Origin of the sequence: Vibrio sp. B1ASS3, assembly GCF_905175355.1 — a bacterium.
In the GTDB taxonomy this organism is placed as follows: domain Bacteria; phylum Pseudomonadota; class Gammaproteobacteria; order Enterobacterales; family Vibrionaceae; genus Vibrio; species Vibrio owensii.
Genome location: NZ_HG992743.1, coordinates 1846867 through 1866602 on the forward strand (window position 1 = coordinate 1846867; position 19736 = coordinate 1866602).

The 19736-nt window shown below is 46.6% G+C and carries 21 protein-coding genes; 13 read left to right on the plus strand and 8 right to left on the minus strand.

Going from position 1 to position 19736, the window contains the following annotated elements; all coding sequences use genetic code 11:
* Positions 1-48: 48 nt before the first annotated feature.
* From KJB05_RS26505 to KJB05_RS26515, 3 genes are all read left to right on the plus strand, one after another.
* Positions 49-1239 carry an MFS transporter gene (locus tag KJB05_RS26505; protein WP_005436248.1) on the plus strand — a complete coding sequence of 397 codons (1191 nt, stop codon included), beginning with the start codon at positions 49-51 and terminating at the stop codon, positions 1237-1239.
* Positions 1214-2185, plus strand: a complete 972-nt coding sequence (gene yidZ / locus KJB05_RS26510) for an HTH-type transcriptional regulator YidZ (RefSeq protein WP_208444669.1) — start codon at positions 1214-1216, stop codon at positions 2183-2185. Before KJB05_RS26505 ends, yidZ begins: the two co-directional genes overlap by 26 nt.
* A 183-nt stretch (positions 2186-2368) precedes the next feature.
* Positions 2369-3208 (plus strand): class I SAM-dependent methyltransferase, encoded by an 840-nt coding sequence (locus tag KJB05_RS26515; RefSeq protein WP_208444670.1) that lies wholly within the window; start codon positions 2369-2371, stop codon positions 3206-3208.
* A 92-nt stretch (positions 3209-3300) separates the two neighbouring features.
* Here the strand turns inward: KJB05_RS26515 and KJB05_RS26520 are convergent, their stop codons facing one another.
* Together KJB05_RS26520 and KJB05_RS26525 are read right to left on the minus strand one after the other, a co-directional pair.
* Entirely contained in the window at positions 3301-4173 is an 873-nt protein-coding gene (locus KJB05_RS26520; RefSeq protein ID WP_208444671.1) for an aspartoacylase, read from the minus strand.
* A gap of 61 nt (positions 4174-4234) precedes the next feature.
* Positions 4235-5113, minus strand: coding sequence for a 6-carboxytetrahydropterin synthase (locus KJB05_RS26525; RefSeq protein WP_208444672.1), 879 nt, complete (start codon positions 5111-5113; stop codon positions 4235-4237).
* A gap of 202 nt (positions 5114-5315) precedes the next feature.
* Between KJB05_RS26525 and KJB05_RS26530 the strand changes: the two genes are divergently transcribed.
* The 8 genes from KJB05_RS26530 to KJB05_RS26565 all read left to right on the plus strand — a co-directional run bounded on the left by KJB05_RS26530 (position 5316) and on the right by KJB05_RS26565 (position 14271).
* Complete coding sequence (locus KJB05_RS26530) at positions 5316-6185, plus strand: DMT family transporter (protein WP_208444673.1); 870 nt, start codon at positions 5316-5318, stop codon at positions 6183-6185.
* 391 nt (positions 6186-6576) lie between these two features.
* Positions 6577-8757 carry an FUSC family protein gene (locus tag KJB05_RS26535; RefSeq protein ID WP_208444674.1) on the plus strand — a complete coding sequence of 727 codons (2181 nt, stop codon included), beginning with the start codon at positions 6577-6579 and terminating at the stop codon, positions 8755-8757.
* Positions 8758-8767: 10 nt separating this feature from the next.
* On the plus strand, positions 8768-10453 hold the full coding sequence (locus KJB05_RS26540) for a TolC family protein (RefSeq protein WP_208444675.1): 1686 nt from the start codon (positions 8768-8770) through the stop codon (positions 10451-10453).
* Entirely contained in the window at positions 10453-10656 is a 204-nt protein-coding gene (locus tag KJB05_RS26545; protein ID WP_005453214.1) for a DUF1656 domain-containing protein, read from the plus strand. The genes KJB05_RS26540 and KJB05_RS26545 overlap by 1 nt, the downstream gene beginning before the upstream one ends.
* Positions 10657-10668: 12 nt before the next feature.
* Positions 10669-11556, plus strand: a complete 888-nt coding sequence (locus KJB05_RS26550; protein ID WP_005436231.1) for an HlyD family secretion protein — start codon at positions 10669-10671, stop codon at positions 11554-11556.
* A gap of 19 nt (positions 11557-11575) precedes the next feature.
* The gene (locus tag KJB05_RS26555; protein WP_005436230.1) at positions 11576-12262 is read left to right on the plus strand and encodes a potassium channel family protein; all 687 of its coding nucleotides are present in this window, start codon (positions 11576-11578) and stop codon (positions 12260-12262) included.
* Positions 12255-13406 (plus strand): AI-2E family transporter, encoded by a 1152-nt coding sequence (locus tag KJB05_RS26560; protein WP_005436229.1) that lies wholly within the window; start codon positions 12255-12257, stop codon positions 13404-13406. Before KJB05_RS26555 ends, KJB05_RS26560 begins: the two co-directional genes overlap by 8 nt.
* A gap of 193 nt (positions 13407-13599) precedes the next feature.
* Positions 13600-14271, plus strand: a complete 672-nt coding sequence (locus tag KJB05_RS26565) for a DUF2057 domain-containing protein (RefSeq protein WP_199455160.1) — start codon at positions 13600-13602, stop codon at positions 14269-14271.
* A 59-nt stretch (positions 14272-14330) separates the two neighbouring features.
* Here KJB05_RS26565 and KJB05_RS26570 read toward each other — a convergent pair whose 3' ends face one another.
* The 3 genes from KJB05_RS26570 to KJB05_RS26580 all read right to left on the minus strand — a co-directional run bounded on the left by KJB05_RS26570 (position 14331) and on the right by KJB05_RS26580 (position 16623).
* Positions 14331-15167: a DUF481 domain-containing protein gene (locus tag KJB05_RS26570; protein ID WP_208444676.1), complete on the minus strand. Its 837-nt coding sequence runs from the start codon at positions 15165-15167 to the stop codon at positions 14331-14333.
* A 126-nt stretch (positions 15168-15293) separates the two neighbouring features.
* Complete coding sequence (locus KJB05_RS26575; RefSeq protein ID WP_038894516.1) at positions 15294-15737, minus strand: RDD family protein; 444 nt, start codon at positions 15735-15737, stop codon at positions 15294-15296.
* 121 nt (positions 15738-15858) lie between these two features.
* The gene (locus tag KJB05_RS26580; RefSeq protein WP_208444677.1) at positions 15859-16623 is read right to left on the minus strand and encodes a ferredoxin--NADP reductase; all 765 of its coding nucleotides are present in this window, start codon (positions 16621-16623) and stop codon (positions 15859-15861) included.
* A gap of 209 nt (positions 16624-16832) precedes the next feature.
* Here KJB05_RS26580 and KJB05_RS26585 point away from each other — a divergent pair, with 209 nt between their 5' ends.
* On the plus strand, positions 16833-17285 hold the full coding sequence (locus tag KJB05_RS26585; RefSeq protein WP_005436218.1) for a thioesterase family protein: 453 nt from the start codon (positions 16833-16835) through the stop codon (positions 17283-17285).
* 174 nt (positions 17286-17459) lie between these two features.
* On the opposite strand, the gene KJB05_RS26590 is transcribed toward KJB05_RS26585, so the two are convergent.
* Positions 17460-17678 (minus strand): VF530 family protein, encoded by a 219-nt coding sequence (locus KJB05_RS26590; protein WP_005429327.1) that lies wholly within the window; start codon positions 17676-17678, stop codon positions 17460-17462.
* Positions 17679-17810: 132 nt separating this feature from the next.
* Between KJB05_RS26590 and KJB05_RS26595 the strand changes: the two genes are divergently transcribed.
* Complete coding sequence (locus KJB05_RS26595; RefSeq protein ID WP_208444678.1) at positions 17811-18740, plus strand: LysR family transcriptional regulator; 930 nt, start codon at positions 17811-17813, stop codon at positions 18738-18740.
* On the opposite strand, the gene KJB05_RS26600 is transcribed toward KJB05_RS26595, so the two are convergent.
* Positions 18737-19027 carry a putative quinol monooxygenase gene (locus KJB05_RS26600; RefSeq protein WP_005436210.1) on the minus strand — a complete coding sequence of 97 codons (291 nt, stop codon included), beginning with the start codon at positions 19025-19027 and terminating at the stop codon, positions 18737-18739. The two genes, KJB05_RS26595 and KJB05_RS26600, sit on opposite strands and share 4 nt — an antisense overlap.
* 5 nt (positions 19028-19032) lie before the next feature.
* Positions 19033-19686 (minus strand): oxygen-insensitive NAD(P)H-dependent nitroreductase NfsB, encoded by a 654-nt coding sequence (locus KJB05_RS26605; protein ID WP_009706468.1) that lies wholly within the window; start codon positions 19684-19686, stop codon positions 19033-19035.
* Positions 19687-19736: the final 50 nt, after the last annotated feature.

Consider the following 19736-nt stretch of genomic DNA (forward strand, 5'->3'; position numbering starts at 1 on the left):
CAAACGTTTAGCACACTATTATCCTCATCAACTGTTAGTGAGGTTGTCATGTTTCGTTTTCTGCTTTGTAGTTTCTCTCTTGTTTTACTCTATCCTACCGCCATTGATCTTTATCTTGTAGGTTTGCCTCAAATTGCCGCGGATTTAAACGCCAGTGAGTCACAATTACACATCGCGTTTTCTATTTACCTTGCTGGTATGGCAACCACCATGCTGTTTGCAGGAAAAATCGCCGACTCCGTTGGCCGTAAACCCGTAGCGATGGTAGGTGCAGCCATTTTTATTGCAGCCTCATTGCTTGGCGGAATGGCAGAACAATCCAACACATTTTTAATCGCACGTTTTGCACAAGGTATTGGGGCAGGCTCTTGCTATGTGGTTGCATTTGCTATTCTGCGCGACACATTGGATGACAAACGCCGTGCGAAGGTGCTGTCGATGCTTAACGGCATTACCTGCATCATTCCTGTCATCGCCCCCGTTGTTGGCCATCTCATTATGCTCAAATTCCCTTGGCCAAGCCTGTTCACCACAATGGCTGGCATGGGTGTGGTGGTTTGTTTGCTTTCGATGGTAGTTCTGAAAGAATCCAAGCCTAGTGCATCGCCACAACAAAACACCGCTTCAGCTTCTACCCAAGAAACGTTCGCGGAGCGCTTTTTCATCAGCCGACTCATCATTACGGCCATCGGCGTGACCACCATTCTTACCTACGTGAATGTCTCTCCAATGCTGGTGATGGGCGAACTTGGTTTTGACCGTGGCGGCTATTCTTCTGTCATGGCAGGCACTGCGCTTGTAAGTATGATCACTTCTTTCTCTGCGCCATTGGCATTGTCTTACTTTAAGCAACGTACTCTGATGCTGACTTCGCAAACCTTGCTTGTCAGTGCGGCGATGGTGATTGGTTTTGCTCATCTAAACCAATGGGGAATCCCATTTTACTTATTCGGATTTGGGCTGATTTGCGCTGGCTTCTCAATTGGCTTTGGCGTGGCCATGAGTCAAGCGCTCAGCCCTTTCTCTCTGCGTGCTGGTGTAGCAAGCTCATTACTGGGCATCGCTCAAGTGTGTTGCTCTGCCCTCTACATCTGGTTTATGGGTTTAATCGGCGTTAATGCGCTGAATATGTTGGTGTTTGTGCTAGCTATAGGTGGCGCAATCAGTTTGGCTCTAATACTATTTATTCCTAAGCCTGCTCATGAAAGCCACTATGAAGAAATCACTAGCCCGTCTTGATCTCAACTTGTTGTTCACTCTGCAATTGCTGCTGCAAGAGCAGAGTGTTTCCAAAGCGTCGAAGAAATTAAACGTCACGCCGTCAACGGTAAGTAAATCGCTCAATAAGCTCCGTGACTGGTTTGATGATCCTCTGTTTGTGAAAACACCAAAGGGATTAGCACCCACTCCATTAGCGCAAAGCATGGAGCAAGATCTGGCGGAATGGTTGCAAATTGGCAGCCAAATTGCGGAGAAACGCAGCGATATAGCACCAAAAGGTGTGCGCTTTGATCTGACCATTGAATCCCCGTTAGTGCTGACGATTCTTGATGATCTTCTTGTTGCAATCCACCAGCGCTACCCAGATGCGAAAGTCAAAACCAGTAACTGGGATTACGATTCACTCGATGCGATTGTGCGCGGAGAGGCAGACATCGGCTTTACTGGCAGAGAGAGCCATCCTCGCTCGAAAGAGTCACTCGACCTGCTCCCTTACTTCCTCGATTTTGAAGTGCTGTTCTCAGACCTACCTATGGTGTACCTGCACAAAGATCACCCTGCTTTGAAGCAGGAATGGAACCTTGAGACCTTTTTGAGTTACCAACACATCAATATTGTTTGGGAAAAGAGTGAAACATGGGCACTGGATGAAGTATTGAGTGAACTTGGCTTACAGCGCTCCATTGGCTTAACCATGTCGAGCTTCGAACAGTCTCTGTTTATGGCCGCGCAACCACACCACAATATGCTGACCACAGCGCCGCAATACTGTGAGAGTTACACCAAGAAGTTGCATCCAGATTTAGTGTGTTTACCCATTCCGTTAGAAGAGCCACAACAAGAAAAACTGCTGATCCCGTTCACCATGATTTGGCACAAACGTAATGCGTACAATCCCAAACTGGTGTGGTTGAGAAACACCATCAAGTCGCTTTATGGGGAGAAGAGCAGCAGCAATACGTGATTGCTTCTTCCACACATTACTGATAAATTTCGCGCGTTTTTAACCCTATTTTCAAGGAGGTATTTCCAATGATTCGTTTTCAACACACTCATTTTAATCAACGTCCTTACGTTGTTTTAGGATAACTAAAACCCCTAAATTCAAGTAAGGACGACAAGCTAACTTATTGTCGGAATTACAACTATGTTTAAAAAACTGAATGAAGCAACTGCCAAACCAGCCGTTTGGTCAGCATACTCTGCAGACGTACTGTGGACAGATAACCACATTGCGAAACAGATGCTCAGCTTCCACCTTAACCAAGAAATCGAAGCCGCGTCGCGCTCATTCAACTTCATTGATGAATCTGTTGACTGGCTGGTGTCTGAATTTGGTCTCAACCAAGATTCAAAAACCATCGATTTTGGTTGCGGCCCTGGCCTTTACACCCAACGTTTAAAAACGCGTGGTGTAGGCACGGTGCTGGGATTGGATTTCTCGCAAAACTCACTGGAATATGCGACTCAACAAGCAGCGTCTTCTAACCTCGCTATTGAGTATCACTTAGGCAATTACCTAGAGTTCAGTGACACACGACAGTTTGATTTGATCACGCTTGTTATGTGTGACCTTTGCGCGCTCAATCCAACTCAACGTGCGACGTTGTTTGCTAAGTTCAAAACACTGTTGGCTGAGAATGGAGCGATTGCATTAGACGTGTACACGCAAACACGTTTTAACAAGCAAGCCGAAGCGCTGACACTCAATCAAAATGCCATGAACGGTTTTTGGAGTGCAGAAGATTACTGGTGTATTCAGTCTTCATTCAAATACGACACTGACCTTGTCACGCTAGACAAGTACGTGATAACTGAAGCGCAACGAGAATGGACAGTCTATAACTGGCTGCAACATTTCACTTTAGACATGCTTAAAGCAGAACTTGCGCCACATGGTTTAGAAGTTCAAGCAACCTACAGCGACTTGCGCGGAAAGCCGTTCGCAGATGGTGACGAAATGGCGGTGGTGATTCGTCATAAATAATGACCAATCCAAGCTAGAGCGACACTGCTACCAATAGCAAAAGGGGCGATATTCTCGCCCCTTTTTTCGTGTTTCGCTATTCGCTTTGGTACTTATTCCGCGCTCACAACCTTTTTCTCAGCAAGAGCCATGGCAATATTGGCTTTGCTGTATGCACTCTCATTGATGAAGTGCGGATAGATATCCTGTTTGCCTTCCCAGAAAATGTCGTAACCAAAGAAAGTCGCGAGCAGTGGTTCGCCCGGTTTGACTACCTCGAAGTCTCGTCCACAGATCATAGGGTGTACTGTCGCGACACGCATACCATCGTGATCGACAGGGATCATCACTTCTTCAGTGTAAAAATACGCATCGTAGTCGTTCAGCTCACCAACTTGTCCAAGGTTATGCTGTTCAAGGTAATCGAGCACCATGGTCAGCATCTTCTTCATTAGCTCTAGCGTGTCGTACTTCAGTGAACCATGCGCTTGAGCTCCAACTTCGATCATCACGCCATGTTGCCCTGTGGTGCACAAGTATGGTTGGTCATCCCACGCTTTTCTGTCTTCAAACAAGATGTTGGCTTCTGGCATACGTTGCTTCACATACGCACCCATCTTGCGATAGAACACGTCGTTAGAAACCAAAATCAAGGTCGCGCCCATGTTACTGGTGGTGTTGTGCAGGTCGATGATCAATTGATTCTCTTGGTGAGCATGTACTTGCGTGAATTGCTGCGCGATTTCAGTTTCTTGCTGAGTCGCAGGTAATGATTGATTCGCCAAGGCAAATTCACGGTTGAGATCGGTTTCAACATAACGAACGTTTTGCTTTACCGCTTCAGGGTTGCCAAGCACGCACTGAGTATTGAACGTCGAACGGTCGGCAACATAAAGACGATCTTTGATGAGCTTTTGAAGATAAATGCCAGAAAGCTCATTACCATGCGTACCTGCCACAAGCAGAACACGATTAAGTTTGTCCATAAAAGTGATATTCCAAATATTGAGTAAAAGTGAGTTTTGATTGAGATTGAGCGGCGCCCTCTTAGCGAAACGCCATTGCTCCTTTCCCCATGCCTTCATAAGCGATGATTTGTAACGACTGCCCTTCATTCAACGAAGGAGCGATTTCATTGGCGATAAACACAGCCAACAACTCTACCGTCGTATCGGTGTTCAATACCTCGGTTTCGCTGTGCGCAATAGCAAGTTGGAAGTCACCTTGTGAAGTGGTGTATCGGAAACCAAAATGCGTATCGCAGTTGATGAGGCTCGCATGTTCACTCAGTTCCAAATGACTAATCTCAACCAGATCTTCGATAGAAGCGAGGTAGATATCCTGCCAGCGCTGCGCAAAAGCGTCCTCACGAGCGGCATCGCGCTGACCATCAACCAGAATTTGGATAGGCGAGCGATGACCATGTGCAATACGCTGACAATTGCCATCGTGCTTTTTTAAACCGTGGGTGTAGTGATAGTAAGCGCCATCGAGTTTTTCATGACGCAAGGTCACGTCAATCGATGCCACATTAGTTGGTAAATGACCTTGCAGAACTTGGTGGATGTGTTGCGTTACACTCTCTATTGAGATTTCTTGTGCATCCACGAAGCAAAAGGCTTCATCTGGGCAATGCAGGTGAATGCTCTTTTCTCCGCGCATGAGATCGACTTGGGTATAACCGGCTTTAGTATTCGCCCTTTCGACTGCGGAATTTTTTACAGGGACAAGCAAGCGGTGATCAACGTACTGATCGACCAACTGTTTGATTTGTTTTTTAACTTTCGAGAAATCCAGCACCATGCTCATCTCATTGAGATCGCCGTGCATTACTACGTCCAGAATCCAACTCTCGCCGACCATGCCTCGTGTTTCACACAAGTACGAAGCATCAATAACCGTGAGATCGTTAACAAATAGATTCAATCTGAATTCCTCATTTTATGTTGAGTCTAAAAATCAAATGTTATGTTATAACACTTACCGCTCTCGCTCAATTTCGCAACGTGATGCTCTTTACGCTCTGCGTTGCGCTATGGTTTCAGCTATAACTAATCACTTTGTCAACTAATTAGCCCTTTCGATTTAGCGCTACACTGCGACTCTTGATGATATTTGAGGATAAGGAATGTCGACATTTTTACTGACCGTAATTGCCATGTTGGCGTTTGCCGCCAACTCGCTGTTGTGCCGTTTGGCATTGGCAGCAGGTTTGATTGATGCGGGCAGCTTCACTCTCATCCGTTTACTCTCTGGCGCCTTGACTCTCATCGTCATCATGCTTTTGCGTGGCAACTGGCGCAGCCAAATTCCAACGACTCGATTCAGTGTGTTCGCTGGTGTGGCCTTATTTGGGTATGCAGCGCTGTTCTCTTTCGCTTATGTAAAACTAGCAGCTGGAACCGGAGCCTTGTTACTTTTTGGTGCCGTGCAGCTGACTTTACTCGCACTCTACTGGTGGCAAGGGCAACGGTTTAAACTACTCGAACTTATTGGTATTGCGGTTTCTTTGCTTGGGTTTGCGTGGTTAATGCTGCCATCAGCAACACGTCCTGATGTGTGGTCAGCTTTGTTAATGGTGTTGTCAGGCATTTGTTGGGCAGGGTTTACCGCCTTGGGTAAGCAAGCTCCCACTCCTAGCAGCGGCATTACTTGGGGATTCATTACCGCTTCTATCTTTGGGCTTTTACTCTCCCCTCTTCTATTGGAATCGGTTCATGTTACGTTGCAAGGCGTAATGCTCGCGGTTGCATCCGGCGCCATCGCCTCTGGTTGCGGTTACGTCCTTTGGTATCAAGTGATGCAAAAACTGACCTTGCTGCAAGCGGCAGTCAACCAACTTTCTGTCCCTGCAATTGCGTTAGTCTTAGGAAGTGCGTTGTTAAGTGAGCCACTCACTACCCACTCAATCTTCACCAGTGCCATCATCCTTGGTGGTATCGCTTTAGTATTTTTATCTCGCTCCCAAAAACCGACAAAGACTCCAGCAAGCCAATAAAAAATAAAAACTTTCCTCTCAACTTATCTCCCATCATCTATGCTTTTTGTTAGGCACTTGTTTTCACAGCACTTTGGACGTGAGCAATGCCTAACACGCTGGCGATGAGCCTTGAATAGAAATTTGGTTTGGTAACTCCTGCAAAACTGTATCAGTAATGAGATTTTCTAGTTAAACGTTTTCTTGGTCATTTTTCCCTCACGCCATAGGTAACGGGGTGTGAACGGCGATTTGAGCATTTTAACCCAATTTGGTTTTGACAAAGGATTTACAAACCACCTCTTTTCAATCGCTATATTCCGCCTCCGCTATTTTTTCAGAACGAAATTCTGATTATTGATTGAGTAAATTCATCCACTTACAAACATAAGCCTGAGCTAACTTTGAGACTATGAACGATAAAAGCAAATTCGCCACAAAAGTAGCCCTTAGCCTGACTCTGGCTTATCTGATCCCATTTGCCATGGGTTGGCCGCAAGCGTCGACGGCAGCAACGACAGTCATGTTGATCGCTTCAACAGGCAGCCGCCGTGAATCGCTAGCGAAAGGCACATTGCGTGTGTTGGGTACTTTGGTCGGTGCTGTGATTGGCTTGCTGCTAGTTGGAATGTTTGCTCAAGACCGCTTCATGTACATGCTCAGCGTCTCTGTGGTTGTGTCCTTTATCTTCTATTTCCGTAACGCTTACCAAAAAGACCCAACGCTGCTTGCCCTAACCGGCGTAATGACTTTGATGATGTCTAACGGTGGCGATGCAGAAGGCGCGTTTATGTACGGCGTTGACCGAGCGTACATGACCATCTTTGGCGTGGTGCTTTACACCTTGGTAGGCACATTCTTATGGCCAACAAAGACAGAGCAAAACCTTCGTCAGCTTATTGAACAACTTAACCAAGCTCAGCAAGCGTTGTTCGCAGCGATTTTACAGAACTTCGAACAAAGGCATGCTCAACAGCAAGGGTTGATTCCGGCTTCGGGTACTCAGGACAATGAGGAAGACGAAGAACCAAAGCCCACTATCGACGAGTTGCTAGACAAAGTCTTTGCCGCGCAAAACGCACTAGAGCAACGCTTCGCAACCGTGAGTGTCGAGTGCAGCGATGTCTCGGCCTACATGAAAGAATGGCAACTTGCCGTCCACTTCAATAAGCAAATCACCCAAGAACTCAGCGTGGCAGCACACAGTCACTTTAGCCACCAGCAAGACCGAAGCTGCATCAACAACTTCGATCAAGCCATCGAAGAAATTCAAACTCTATTCAAAACCTGTCAAGAGATTTGGGACAACGAAGGCCCAGCCTATCGCGCGCAGGAATTTAAAGTTGATTACAACCAACAGGCTTTATCGGATGCCCCACACCTTGCAAAAGGCTCTGCGCTCACGCTTGGTCACTTGCTTAAATTAATGCACCAAAGTTTATCTCGCTTAGCAGAGAGCATCAGCTGTATTGATTCTGTGACCAACAATGTTTCGTTCAAACAAGAATTGCCGAAGCAGAAGAGCAAGTTCCTTTGGTGGGATGCCGAAAACTTCAAAACCGCAGTGAAAACCTTCACCACCTACTGGGTGGCAGGGTTGATTTGGATTTACTTCAATCCACCGGGTGGCTACTCGTTTGTTACCTTCTCGACCATCTTTATGTCACTGCTGTCGTTCGTACCTGTTCACCCATTCATGTTGCTGATTTTGTTTACGTTTGGCTTCCTATTTGCGGTGCCTTCGTATGTCTTCATCTTGCCGGGATTAGAACTCGGCGGTGAACTCGGCTTGTTCATCTTCATCTACACCTTTATCGGCTTCTACTTGTTTAAAGGGCCGGTGACCATCTTCTACATGATTGGTTTGTTTGTCCTCGGTCTCGACAACAACATGACCTATCACTTCGGCATTCTGATGACGATCATGACCTTGTTCTACATGGTGGTGTTCATGATCATTTTCGCTCACTACTTCCCGTTCAACTCCCGTCCGGAGCACTTGTTCTTGACCATGAAGGAGCGGTATTTCAGGCATGTGGGCGATTTGTTTTCCAGCTACCACGAACAGTCTGAATCGGCTTACAAGAAAATGAAACGTTCACTGCACTTGGTCACACTGAACGTCTCTTCGAAAAAACTCAAAGTGTGGGGGTCGAAGATCAACCACAAGCTGTTCGACAAGACACCGCCCGAAGCGATTGGTGCATTCAGCAAGTCTTGTGACGCCCTGAGCAACCACGTCAACATTCTGATTGCTGCCGAACAAAAGCTGTTAAGTAATCCACTTATCAAACAGTTACGCAGCAAGCACACCGATTCCATATTACCTCTGATGGCAGGCGCACTCGCAAGCCATCAGGCGACCGACGAACTCGATTCTGTGTTCGAAAAATACAGCCAGGATTACCAATCCTTTGAAAATAAACTGGAAGATTTCTTTAGTGAGTTGGATTTATCTGACTACGCTTATTCAGAGATTGCCGGTTTTTATATCTTGCTGAATTTAAAACGGAACGTGTTCGAAGCGATCAACCAATGCAAGCAAACCTACGAGGATATCGATTGGGTGAACTTACGTCAGAAGCGGTTTTAAAGGTGAGGATATGATGCTTCTAAAACTAACTAAACCAAGCCTCGCCATACTCTCTGTACTCGGATTGAGTGCGTGTACAACTTTGGGTCCGGACTACGTCCATCCAGAGCAAACCGCCTTGCCAAGTGATTGGTCGGTAGAAAAAGCGGCGCAAGACACACAACAATCCGAGCAAAAACTGCAGCAGTGGTGGCAGCAGTTCAACGATCCAACACTGAACCAACTGGTTGAGATGGCGAGCCAACAAAACCTCGATCTTGAGGCGGCGGGTTTGCGCATCGTCCAAGCACGTTCGCTATTGGGTATCTCCACAGGATTGCAATACCCACAAGTGCAAACTGTCTCCGGTAACTTAGCCAGAGCTTATGTGAACGACCAAGGCGTGAATAACGCTGCGCTGTCGTTTGATGCTGGTTGGGAGATGGACATCTGGGGCAAATACGCTCGTGGCATTGAATCGGCTGAGGCTGGTTACTACGCATCGATTGCGTCATACCACGACATCATGGTGACCATCACCTCTGAGGTAGCACGCAACTACATCAACTACCGCACGTTCCAAGAACGTATTTTGCTTTCTCGTCGAAACATCGAGATCCAAGAGCGCGTGGTGAATATTACTCAGGTGCAGTTTGATTCGGGTAACGTAACCGAGCTCGACGTTCAGCAAGCAAAGAACCAGCTCTTCAATACTAAAGCGGCGCAACCTTCGCTTGAAATTGCAATGAAGCAGTCGCGCACGGCATTGGCATTGCTTTTGGGTGTCCTGCCAGAAGACGTTGAAAAGCTATTGCAATCTGATGGTTTTGCCCAGCGTATGGCTGATTACGAAAACCAGTTTAAATCCTCAGGCAGAAAACCAGCCTTGTCTGGTAATGATGAACGTTCCATCGTACCTCGCCCTCCTCTGTTGGATGACAAAGTGGATGCGAATCTAGTAATGCGTCGACCTGACTTGCAGGTTTCAGAGATGCAAGCACGAGCGCAAAGTGCTCAGATTGGCGTTGCAGAAACAGCACTGTACCCAAGCTTCACCCTGTTCGGCTCGATTGGTATCGACAGCACAGTACCTGACGGCAGCAGCTTTAGTTTCAGTGACTCGTTGACCATGGTCGCGGGGCCAAGCTTTAGCTGGAACATTTTTCAGTACGGCCGAGTGAAGAACAACATCCGATTTGAAGATGCACGCTTCCAAGAAACCATCACCAACTACAACAAGAAGGTGCTGCAAGCGGTCAATGAAGTAACCAATGCGCTAGAAGCTTACGACTTGTACTTGGAGCAAAAGTCGTTGCGTCTGCAATCGGTGAACTCGTCCATTCGCGCGTTCAACATCTCGATGACCCAATACGAAAACGGTCAGATTTCTTTTGAGCGTCTGTTGAATTCAGTAGAGAAGATGACTCGCGCAGAAGACAGCTACGCCACCATCAAAGGTAACGTCGCAAACCAAGTGGTTGCCCTCTACAAAGCACTCGGTGGCGGTTGGGAAACCCAAACTGGTAAGCCTTTCTTATCAGAAACCGTTGCAAAACAGATGCAAGACCGCAGCGATTGGGATGATTTGCTAGACGAGGAAGAACGCGTTCTACCGCCACTGCTTCTTGAGCAACCATCAGACAAAGCGCAAGCGGACAGTGCTGAGGAAAAAAGTGCTGACCAAAACAGCGCCGAGCAAGATGGGGAGGTGCAGTAATGCCACACGAACTCTCTTGGGGTGACGTTTACTTCTCGCCGCTGCTCTTGGTGCTGATTCTAGCGGTCACCGCTACATGGATAACGGTGATCATTTTGAACAAGACGCGCTTGTCTCGTTTCATTGCGTTTCCGTCTCTGACATTCATTGCCATCATGGTGTTCTACGTGGTGGCCATCGACAGTTTTTATATACAGTTTTAGGTGCCCAACAAGATGAAAAAACTACTCGTTATTGCACTCAATCTTGTCATTCTTGGTGGCGCGGCGTGGTTCGGCTATCAGAAGTTCGAAGAGTATTTTAATAACCCATGGACCCGCGATGGTCAGGTACGTGCGAACGTTATCAAGGTCGCACCTCGTGTGTCAGGCCCTATCGTCAATGTTGCGGTGATGGACAACCAAGAAGTGAAGAAAGGTGATCTGCTGTTTGAGATCGACCCAACCACTTACGAAGTTGCCCTATCACAAGCCGAAGTGGCGTTAGAGAAAGCCATCGTTAGCTCTCGCGGTAAAAAGATCGAATACGATCGTTTGAAAGACATTCGAGCGAAAGACCGTGGCGCTGTCTCTCACAAAGATCTGATTCGTCGTGAGATCACTTACGAAGAGTCACTACTGCAAATCAAATCAGCAGAAGAGCAACTTAAATCCGCACGCCTGAATCTTGGTTACACCAAAGTGTACGCATCGGTTGATGGCTTTGTATCGAACCTCGATATCCGTGACGGTACACAGGCAGTTGCAAACCAGCCGTTAGTGGCACTTATCGACAAAAACAGCTTCTGGGTGTTTGGCTTCTTCCGTGAAAACCAATTGGCTCAAATTGCTCCGGGTAGCGATGCACGCGTGACCTTAATGTCTCATCCAGATACGCCAATCGATGCAACGGTGGACTCAATTGGTTGGGGTATCGCACCAAAAGACGGCACCGTGGGCTACAACCTGCTGCCGAACGTGAATCCCGTATTCCAGTGGATTCGCCTAGCGCAACGTATTCCGGTTCGCGTCTCTCTGCATGAACTGCCAGAAGGTGTCGATCTTCGATTCGGGCTTTCTGCTTCCATCATGGTGATGAAGGACTCATCACAAGAACAAGAGTAGGAGTTAAACAGGCATAACCATGGTTATTGGAAAAAAACTCAAAAACATCAATGAAGAAAACAACTTCTTCTATCTGACCTTAGCGCTCATCGGGCTTTTGATCGGCGGTGCGTTTGTACAGGTCGTTGGAGAAGGTGCGATGGAGCACTTGCTGCAAGGCTTCACCATCATCACCTTTATCGTCTGTATGGCGAGCTTGCGCTTTGACAAAAATTGGTCACGTTTCCTCTATACCCTATTGGGTACTTGGGTTGTGGTGATTGGTATCAAAGCCGTGCTAGGCATCAAAGAAATGGACGTAGTGATGCTCGCCCTCACCTTCGCGTTCTTCTTCGGCACATTTAAGTCTATCGCAAGGCAGATTCTGTTCACTGGGCATGTGAACACCAACAAAGTCATTGGCTCTGTTGCTCTATTTTTGCTGCTGGGTCTGATGTGGGCAATTGCTTACCTCATTCTTCTTGAGTTCTCTCCAAACTCATTCACTGGGATGGAAGCCATCTCTTGGGGTCAGAACTTCTCTAATGCAGCGTATTTCAGTTTCGTCACCTTAACCACACTCGGTTATGGCGATATCAGCCCTCTAACACCATTGGCGCAAGTCGTTGTGTATTTAGAGGCCATCGTAGGCGTGTTTTATATGGCGATTGTTGTTTCAAGTCTCGTCAGTTCCAACATTGAACATCAGGTAAACAAAAATGGATAAACAATCGGTAAAAATCGAGAGTAAGGTTTTCATCAGTAATATGGTGGAATCCGCAATACGTATCGGCTTGATCTTAGTCTTGCTGATGTTTACATACGACATCATCAAACCTTTCATTCTTCCTGTTATTTGGGGTGCCATCATTGCCGTTGCATTGATGCCGATCTGTAAGAAGCTGGCAAAAGTGTATGGTGGCAAACGTGGCCTCGCGGCAACGACAATCGCCTTGTTGGGTATCGCACTATTGGTTACACCTTTAGTCATGGTATCTGGCTCTATCGTCGATGGTGCAACACACGCGCTAGACGTTTTACAAAGTGGCGATATTAAGATCCCAGGTCCAAAACCTTCTGTTGCAGAATGGCCGTTGGTCGGTGACAAGCTTTACGAAGTATGGACACTGTTCGCAACCAACCTAGAAAAAGCCATCCAAACCTTTATGCCTCAAATTAAGGCGGGTCTGACTTCTCTGCTTGGCATGGTCGGTGGCGCACTGGGTAGCTTACTACTGTCAATCATCTCTCTAGCAATTGCCGCTGGCTTTATGACTTACTCTGAGTCTTTGGCTTCTGGTCTGAAAACCATCGCGGTTCGTACTGCAGGAGACAATGCGAAAAGCTGGACCACGCTGATTGCCGCAACCATCAAGAGTGTGTTACTTGGCGTAGTGGGTGTAGCAGCTATTCAAGCACTATTGATTGGTGCGGGCTTCTTCATCTTTGGCGTTCCGGCTGCAGGTCTACTAACGCTAGTGCTGATGATTCTTTGTATCGCACAGCTACCTGCTCTATTGGCAGTCCTGCCTGTCGTTGGCTACATGTACATGACACAAGATACCAGCACAGCAACCATGTTTACTGTTTGGGTTGTGGTTGCAGCGCTGTCTGAAAACCTATTCAAACCAATGCTAATGGGACGTGGTGTTGATGTACCAATGCCAGTCATTCTACTAGGTGCCATCGGTGGTATGTTGTTCTACGGTATCGTTGGTCTGTTCTTAGGTGCGGTTATTCTTGCGATTTGGTACGAGCTATTCGTGTGGTGGTTGAACATTGAAAAAGCTCAACAACAGCAAGAAGCGTTAGCGGAAAATGCCGAACAAGCTTCAGAACAAAACGAAGCTGGACATGGCGCTGGTATCTAATCGTTCTATCAATTGAAACAAACCGCTGCCCTTTGCAGCGGTTTGAGCTATTTAGCTCACAGTTTCATAGTTTGGTATCCGATTAAAATGACGTTCTTGTTAAATTTTCAATCTTCTTACATTCGGGAGTTGCAATCGAACAATGAACGATGCACTCTCGATGACCACTAATTCAGTGCTTAGGATAAAAACAATGAAATTGATCAAGCCTTTAACTTGCGCGCTTGCTTTGGCTATGAGTGGCATGGCATTCGCGGATGTGACAGTAACCGTTCCTGACGACGTTTCTATTTTGGCGGCTAACGGCGAGAAGGTGAAACTATCTGGCGGCTTCTTTGCTTCAGAAAAATCATTCACGCTACCTGACGGCGTAAACCAAGTTGTGTTCCGCTACGCACCTTACTTCAGCCAAGGTAATGATCGCCTAAGCGTTGAGAGTGACGTTATCGTAACTCGCTTCGACGCAGCAGACGCTGAACTAAGCCTACAAGTTCCTGAATACCGCGACCTTCGCCAAGCAGAAGACAAAATCAAAGACCTAGATTGGAAACTGGTTGATGCTTCTGGCAATGCAATTGCGGTAGAGCAAGACAAGCTAATCAAGCCTGGCATGCAGATCGGCCGTGACTACGTACGTGAAGTGGAAGATTACAACAAAGCTGGCGGTGTAGCGGCAGTAGGCGTTGCAACAGCTGCAGCGGTTCAACCTGTTACTCTTCCAGCAGCGATTCCATCTGACATGAAGCAAACTAAGCCTGCGACAATGAAAGCAGACTCAACCGCTGAAGAAATGCTGCATTTCTGGTACCAAAAAGCAGACGCTGAAACACAAGCGCGCTTTAAGGACTACATCAATAAGCAATAAGCACGTTGGTCAGCAATAGAATATATTTGAAAAGCCACACTCTTGTGTGGCTTTTTCATTCAGAATTTATAGGCCATTGTTAGCATCGGGCCATAAAATCGATAGGTAACATCGAGCGCTGAATTGTCGCTCTCGTAATCCACCCCGACTTCATAATAGTTAAATGACCCAGTCATACTAAACTGATCCGTGAAAAGATATTTCGCGCCAAAATCGACTTCCAACAAGTATCCCTCAATATCGTCTACTGCGAGATAAAAGACTTGGGCGTGACTTTTCAAAATCCAATCCTGATTCAATGAATATTCGGCTCGAATCCCTAAATCTGGCAAAGGTGCCGTAACATCACTCAGTACCGTCTCGTCGACAAACATCACCGGAAACTCATCAACGCCACTTGCCTTGGCGCCAAGCTTACCGTCCAAACCCAGCGACAGCCACATCACGTGTAATCCAGCCAACACATCGACTGCCCACTTGTCACTGGTGTAAAACTGGTAGCCATAACCTAGGCGCGCAATATCGATATTTAGCTCTGTGGTCAGCTTTGAACCCGCCTGAACCGCGTAAGTCGTTCCATCCACCGTGACTTCAAAAGGCTTAGTCACTGCGGTGCGGGTAGCTTCTCGGTGTAGGCTTCGCCAATCCACATAGACGCTGTGTTTTTTATTGAAGTAATACTCTACCTCAACATAAGGCAGAATAGTAAACTCTTTCAAATCGAGATCCGATTCGAAATCAATAGTGCGTATTTGATCGAGGTAAGGGTCGTAAGCGTTCAGTTTGGTGTCAGTGCGAGAGAAAAATCCGCCCGCTTCAATCTCCCACTCACCAGCGATAGTGGCAAAGGAAGTAAGCGTGGCAAGGCACACTGTCCAACCAGCTTTGTTCATCATCCTTGAATCCTAAGCGATTGAATTTATGTCTGAAGTAAGTGTAGTGGTAAGAATAGAAATATGGAAAGTTGACTCGCTCGCAACTCTGAGTGAAACAACAGCTTTAATACAAGATCAGCGAGTAATTTAACAGTTGACGACTTTAGTGCCAGAGAGCATGTCGTGTAACAAGCGACGTTCTGGGTGACAAAAGAGCAAAATGACGTTCACTAATGGCGTAAATGGAATCAGCATTTCAATTAAGTAGCTGATGCACAATCGAAGTGAAGCGGTGACTTTCGTCGTGTCGTGGCCGTTCTTCATCACCACTTTAATCCCCACTAAACGCATACCGATCGTTTGCCCTTCGCGCAGTAAATTCCAATTCACTAGCATCAACATGGGGATGGTAAGTACGTAGCTTGCCTTAGTATCCTTTACCAGTTGAAGGTTCTCACTCACAGAGAGTTCAAAGTCGTTCACAAATGAATTGATGGTCAACGCAATCAGTAATACTAACCCAGTTACGATCATCAGATCGATGAGACCACCAATCATCCTTCGTTTTCTATTGGCAATTGAACACCACATACCTTATCCCCTCAAATGCAAGCTGATGCATTCTAGGGATGAGGGTAAGTGTGCTCAATTAAGAGAAGTCATATTTGTGACCCTCTCTCAGAAGTGAGATGGTTTAAAAATTGATCAGCGCTTACCAATATCTCTCGTAAATGATATTGCCACCCGTTCGGGCTCGATACTTTTCCAAACCGATATCTTGCAGTACTGGAGAGGTGTCTTTGATCATCTCCGGATTACCACACATCATCACAAAACTGCTTTCCTTAGAAAACGGTAAGTCAGCGCGATTAACAAGCTCTCCCGACGCAATCAGATCTGGAATACGGCCTTGAAGCTTACCCGGAATACTCTCACGGCTGACAATCGGCACATAACGAAGACGACCTTCATACCTCTGTTGAAGTTGCTCTATCAAGTATTTGTAAACTAAATCTCTTTCGTAACGCACACCATGTACCAGCACAATATGATCGCTGTGTGGGAGTAAATTAATGTCGTCTAACAAGGAGAGAAATGGACCAATGCCTGTGCCGGTGGAAAGCAGCCATAGATCGTTTGCGTGTTTGGGAATGGTATCGTGGATAAGATCGCCATGAGCCGTTTCACCAACATAAATGCCATCGCCAGTTTGAAGCTGTTGCAGCCTTGGTGTCAGTTGCCCTTCTGGGTTCGCGACGACTAAGAATTCGAGCCATTCGAACTGCTCACTGGGCGCATTCACTACCGAGTATGCACGGCTAATGGGATTGCCCTGTTCGTCGAGCAAGGCGAGTTTGGTAAATTGTCCGGCTTTGAAGGAGAGAGGCGCACCGGAAACTCGTAAACTGAACAGCTCACCTGTCCAGTCGATTCGTTTTTCTACTTTGGCAAGATTGAAACCTTTCAGTTCTGTCATTGGACATCTCCTTTTGGTTACGCTTACTTAAACCTACGCCTCACAACTGACTATGTAAAGTTTTTAGTTTACAAAAATAAGCATCTAATTCATTTCACATTTTACATACAATTTTATTACATTTTAATCAGTTCCATCTAGAATAAATACTCAAAGTGATAAGTCGCTTGGCAAATTGCGGCAACGTCGATGAAAAAGGAACATGAGTAATGGATACGTTATTAAAGGAATTCCCAGTGATTACAGAAATCAAAGTCGCTTGGGGAGAGATGGATGCCCTGCAACACGTCAACAATGCGGTGTATTTTCGTTACTTCGAGACTGCGCGTTTGGACTACTTCAACAAGATTGATCTGTTGGTAGATTTGCAGACGTCTCACATCGGTCCGGTTCTAAGTGAAACCCAATGCCGCTATAAGCTACCCGTTACGTTTCCAGATACGCTTTTGATTGGCTCACGCGTAATCGACATGCAAGAAGATCGCATCACGATGGAATACCAAGTGCTGAGTAAGAAGTGGGGCAAGATTGCGACCATTGCGACCGCTACTGGTGTGATGTTTGATTTTAAGAACAATGTGAAAGCCGCGATTCCAGATCACGTTCGCCAGTCGATTTTAGACTTGGAAGGTACCGTGGGCAGTACGCATCATTTGGAGTGATAAAGAAGCGAGATGCGAGAGATTAGAATCGAGATTCCCGACTGCGCTCCTTCGTCGCTATCGGGAATGACGCAGAGGAACTATTCCAGCCTATGCGATAAGAAAGTTGCGTCATTCCGGACGAGCCTAAGCGAGCCATCCGGAATCTCTCTTTTAGACGTGTACCAAATCCAATTAGCAGAACGTCTCGATGTACAGCGCTTCCACTTTATCTCTTGCCCACTGCGTTTTGCGCAGGAACTTCAACGACGATTTGATTGAAGGATCTTTCTGAAAACAATTAACACGGACGCGCTCATGCATTCCCTTCCACCCGAAGTGCTCAACTAAACGGGTAAGGATTTTCTCTAAACTCAACCCGTGAAGTGGGTTATTCGGCTGCTGTTGGCTCATGCTATTGATCCGGTAAAGTGAAGTTGCGCGCTAATCTAACTCAAACTCGCCGTGCAACCTAATGTTTTAACCTTGAATTGCCCTGCGACTCTCCCCTATAGTAGCCCAAACTTCTTAAAAGCCCTTTTCATTATGAAAGCCCTCAACGATCTGAATATCTTTGTCGAAACCGCACGCCAAGGCAGTTTTTCGAAAGCCGCCAACAGCATGGACATGACACCAGCAGCCATCAGTGCATCGATCAAACGTCTTGAGGGACAAATAGGCTTTCCGCTGTTCGTGCGCTCCACTCGCAGCCTTCGCTTAACGTCGGAAGGTGAGGTGTTCTTAGACAAAACCACTCAAGCACTCGCAACACTGCAAGAAGGGTTAGATCAGATCTCAAGCGCGCGTGGCGAGTTATCAGGCCAACTGCATATCACCGCGCCATCTGATTTTGGTCGCAACATGCTGCTTGATTGGGTTGATGAGTTTATTGATGTTTACCCGAACGTCTCTATCAAGTTAGAGCTGTCTGATAGTTTAACCGATATGTACACCAAACCTGTCGACATCGCGATTCGTTACGGTGAGCCTGCTGACTCTAATCTCGTCGTATTGGCGTTATGTGGTGCAAATGAGCGAATCCTGTGTGCCTCTCCAGAATACGTCGCAAACAATCCTGTGCTGACCAAACCGGAAGATCTCAACCAACACAACTGTTTGTGTTACATGGTGGCAGATTCGGTTTACAACAAATGGACGCTGACTCGCGGAGACGAAACTGAACAGGTTGTCGTGAGTGGCAAGCTACTTAGCAACGACAGTGACTTATCCCATCGCTTAGCAATCAAAGGCAAAGGGATCGCCAACAAATCACTGATGGACATCAGCCAAGATTTGATTGAGGGAAGATTAGTAAGAGTATTGCCTGAGTGGGATTGTGGTCCGGTACCGCTATACATGGTGTGCGCCGATCGTCGTTTGCTGACGCCAACCATTCGCACCTTCCGTGAATTCATTCATGAAAAATGCTGCCAGCAACGTAAGAAAGTGCTGGCAACATTTTGCTCGGAAGGTTAGCCGACAAACGTCATTGGGCGAATCTGAGAATATTCAACCCAATCGTTATCTTCTAGCGTCGAGATAAACTGTGCGATATGTGGGCTTTGTAGGTGCTTATCTAACGCTTCTTGCGATGCCCAAATTTCTTGGAACATAAACAAGCCTTCGATCTTTTGATCCAAATACAGTTCGTATTGGCAACAACCCTCTTCTTCACGAGAAGGTTCTAGTAGACCAGAAAGTAAGTTGGTTACGTTGTCGATACTATCTGGGTAGGCTTTAATTTCTGCAACTAAATGAATCATCTTGATCAGATCTCAGTAAACACAGAGCTTTCTTCCCAGCGTGACTTCGGCGTCTTGGCATTGAAGTCATCTTCCGCGTGGTAGCCAAGCGGTACAATCACAACGCCAGTGTAGCCTTTTTCACGTAGACCAAATTCTTCATCCAGCACTTTCGGGTCAAAACCTTCGATTGGCACCGCATCAATTTCTAACGTTGAAGCGCCCAGTAATAACGTACCGACGTTTAGATAAACCTGTTTCTCCATCCAATGATTGGCGTCTTTCAGGTCAAAACGGTGCATGTTCACAAAGTAACTACGACCGCCACGTACCGCTGCTTTTGCCTCTTCGGTTGGGAATCGACCGTCTTTTTCTTCCTGCGCCAATAGCGCTTCGATGTAGTCGTTATCGATGCCCGTTTTGGCACAGAACACCAACACGTGTGACGCATTCAAGATCTTCGCAGCGTTGAACGCGTAGTTCTCTTGTGCTGCTTTTGCGATACGTTGCTTGCCCTCTTCTGTGCTTGCCAGAATGAAGTGCCACGGCTGAGAGTTCACGCTCGATGGACTAAAACGAATCAGCTCTTTGACTGCGTCGATCTTTTCTTGAGGCAGCTTACGAGTTGGGTCAAAGACTTTGGTTGAGTAGCGAGATTTAGCAGCTTGAACGATGTCCATCGGGTTCTCCAGTCGAGTAATTTATGCTGGTTACCACTTTAACCTTATGA

Bases quoted from the DNA above. Each gene is read 5' to 3' on its own strand.
- KJB05_RS26505 (WP_005436248.1), top strand. From the start codon at position 49: ATGTTTCGTTTTCTGCTTTGTAGTTTCTCTCTTGTTTTACTCTATCCT.
- yidZ (WP_208444669.1), top strand. From the start codon at position 1,214: ATGAAGAAATCACTAGCCCGTCTTGATCTCAACTTGTTGTTCACTCTG.
- KJB05_RS26515 (WP_208444670.1), top strand. From the start codon at position 2,369: ATGTTTAAAAAACTGAATGAAGCAACTGCCAAACCAGCCGTTTGGTCA.
- KJB05_RS26520 (WP_208444671.1), bottom strand. From the start codon at position 4,173: ATGGACAAACTTAATCGTGTTCTGCTTGTGGCAGGTACGCATGGTAAT.
- KJB05_RS26530 (WP_208444673.1), top strand. From the start codon at position 5,316: ATGTCGACATTTTTACTGACCGTAATTGCCATGTTGGCGTTTGCCGCC.
- KJB05_RS26535 (WP_208444674.1), top strand. From the start codon at position 6,577: ATGAACGATAAAAGCAAATTCGCCACAAAAGTAGCCCTTAGCCTGACT.
- KJB05_RS26540 (WP_208444675.1), top strand. From the start codon at position 8,768: ATGATGCTTCTAAAACTAACTAAACCAAGCCTCGCCATACTCTCTGTA.
- KJB05_RS26545 (WP_005453214.1), top strand. From the start codon at position 10,453: ATGCCACACGAACTCTCTTGGGGTGACGTTTACTTCTCGCCGCTGCTC.
- KJB05_RS26550 (WP_005436231.1), top strand. From the start codon at position 10,669: ATGAAAAAACTACTCGTTATTGCACTCAATCTTGTCATTCTTGGTGGC.
- KJB05_RS26555 (WP_005436230.1), top strand. From the start codon at position 11,576: ATGGTTATTGGAAAAAAACTCAAAAACATCAATGAAGAAAACAACTTC.
- KJB05_RS26560 (WP_005436229.1), top strand. From the start codon at position 12,255: ATGGATAAACAATCGGTAAAAATCGAGAGTAAGGTTTTCATCAGTAAT.
- KJB05_RS26565 (WP_199455160.1), top strand. From the start codon at position 13,600: ATGAAATTGATCAAGCCTTTAACTTGCGCGCTTGCTTTGGCTATGAGT.
- KJB05_RS26570 (WP_208444676.1), bottom strand. From the start codon at position 15,167: ATGATGAACAAAGCTGGTTGGACAGTGTGCCTTGCCACGCTTACTTCC.
- KJB05_RS26575 (WP_038894516.1), bottom strand. From the start codon at position 15,737: ATGTGGTGTTCAATTGCCAATAGAAAACGAAGGATGATTGGTGGTCTC.
- KJB05_RS26580 (WP_208444677.1), bottom strand. From the start codon at position 16,623: ATGACAGAACTGAAAGGTTTCAATCTTGCCAAAGTAGAAAAACGAATC.
- KJB05_RS26585 (WP_005436218.1), top strand. From the start codon at position 16,833: ATGGATACGTTATTAAAGGAATTCCCAGTGATTACAGAAATCAAAGTC.
- KJB05_RS26590 (WP_005429327.1), bottom strand. From the start codon at position 17,678: ATGAGCCAACAGCAGCCGAATAACCCACTTCACGGGTTGAGTTTAGAG.
- KJB05_RS26595 (WP_208444678.1), top strand. From the start codon at position 17,811: ATGAAAGCCCTCAACGATCTGAATATCTTTGTCGAAACCGCACGCCAA.
- KJB05_RS26600 (WP_005436210.1), bottom strand. From the start codon at position 19,027: ATGATTCATTTAGTTGCAGAAATTAAAGCCTACCCAGATAGTATCGAC.
- KJB05_RS26605 (WP_009706468.1), bottom strand. From the start codon at position 19,686: ATGGACATCGTTCAAGCTGCTAAATCTCGCTACTCAACCAAAGTCTTT.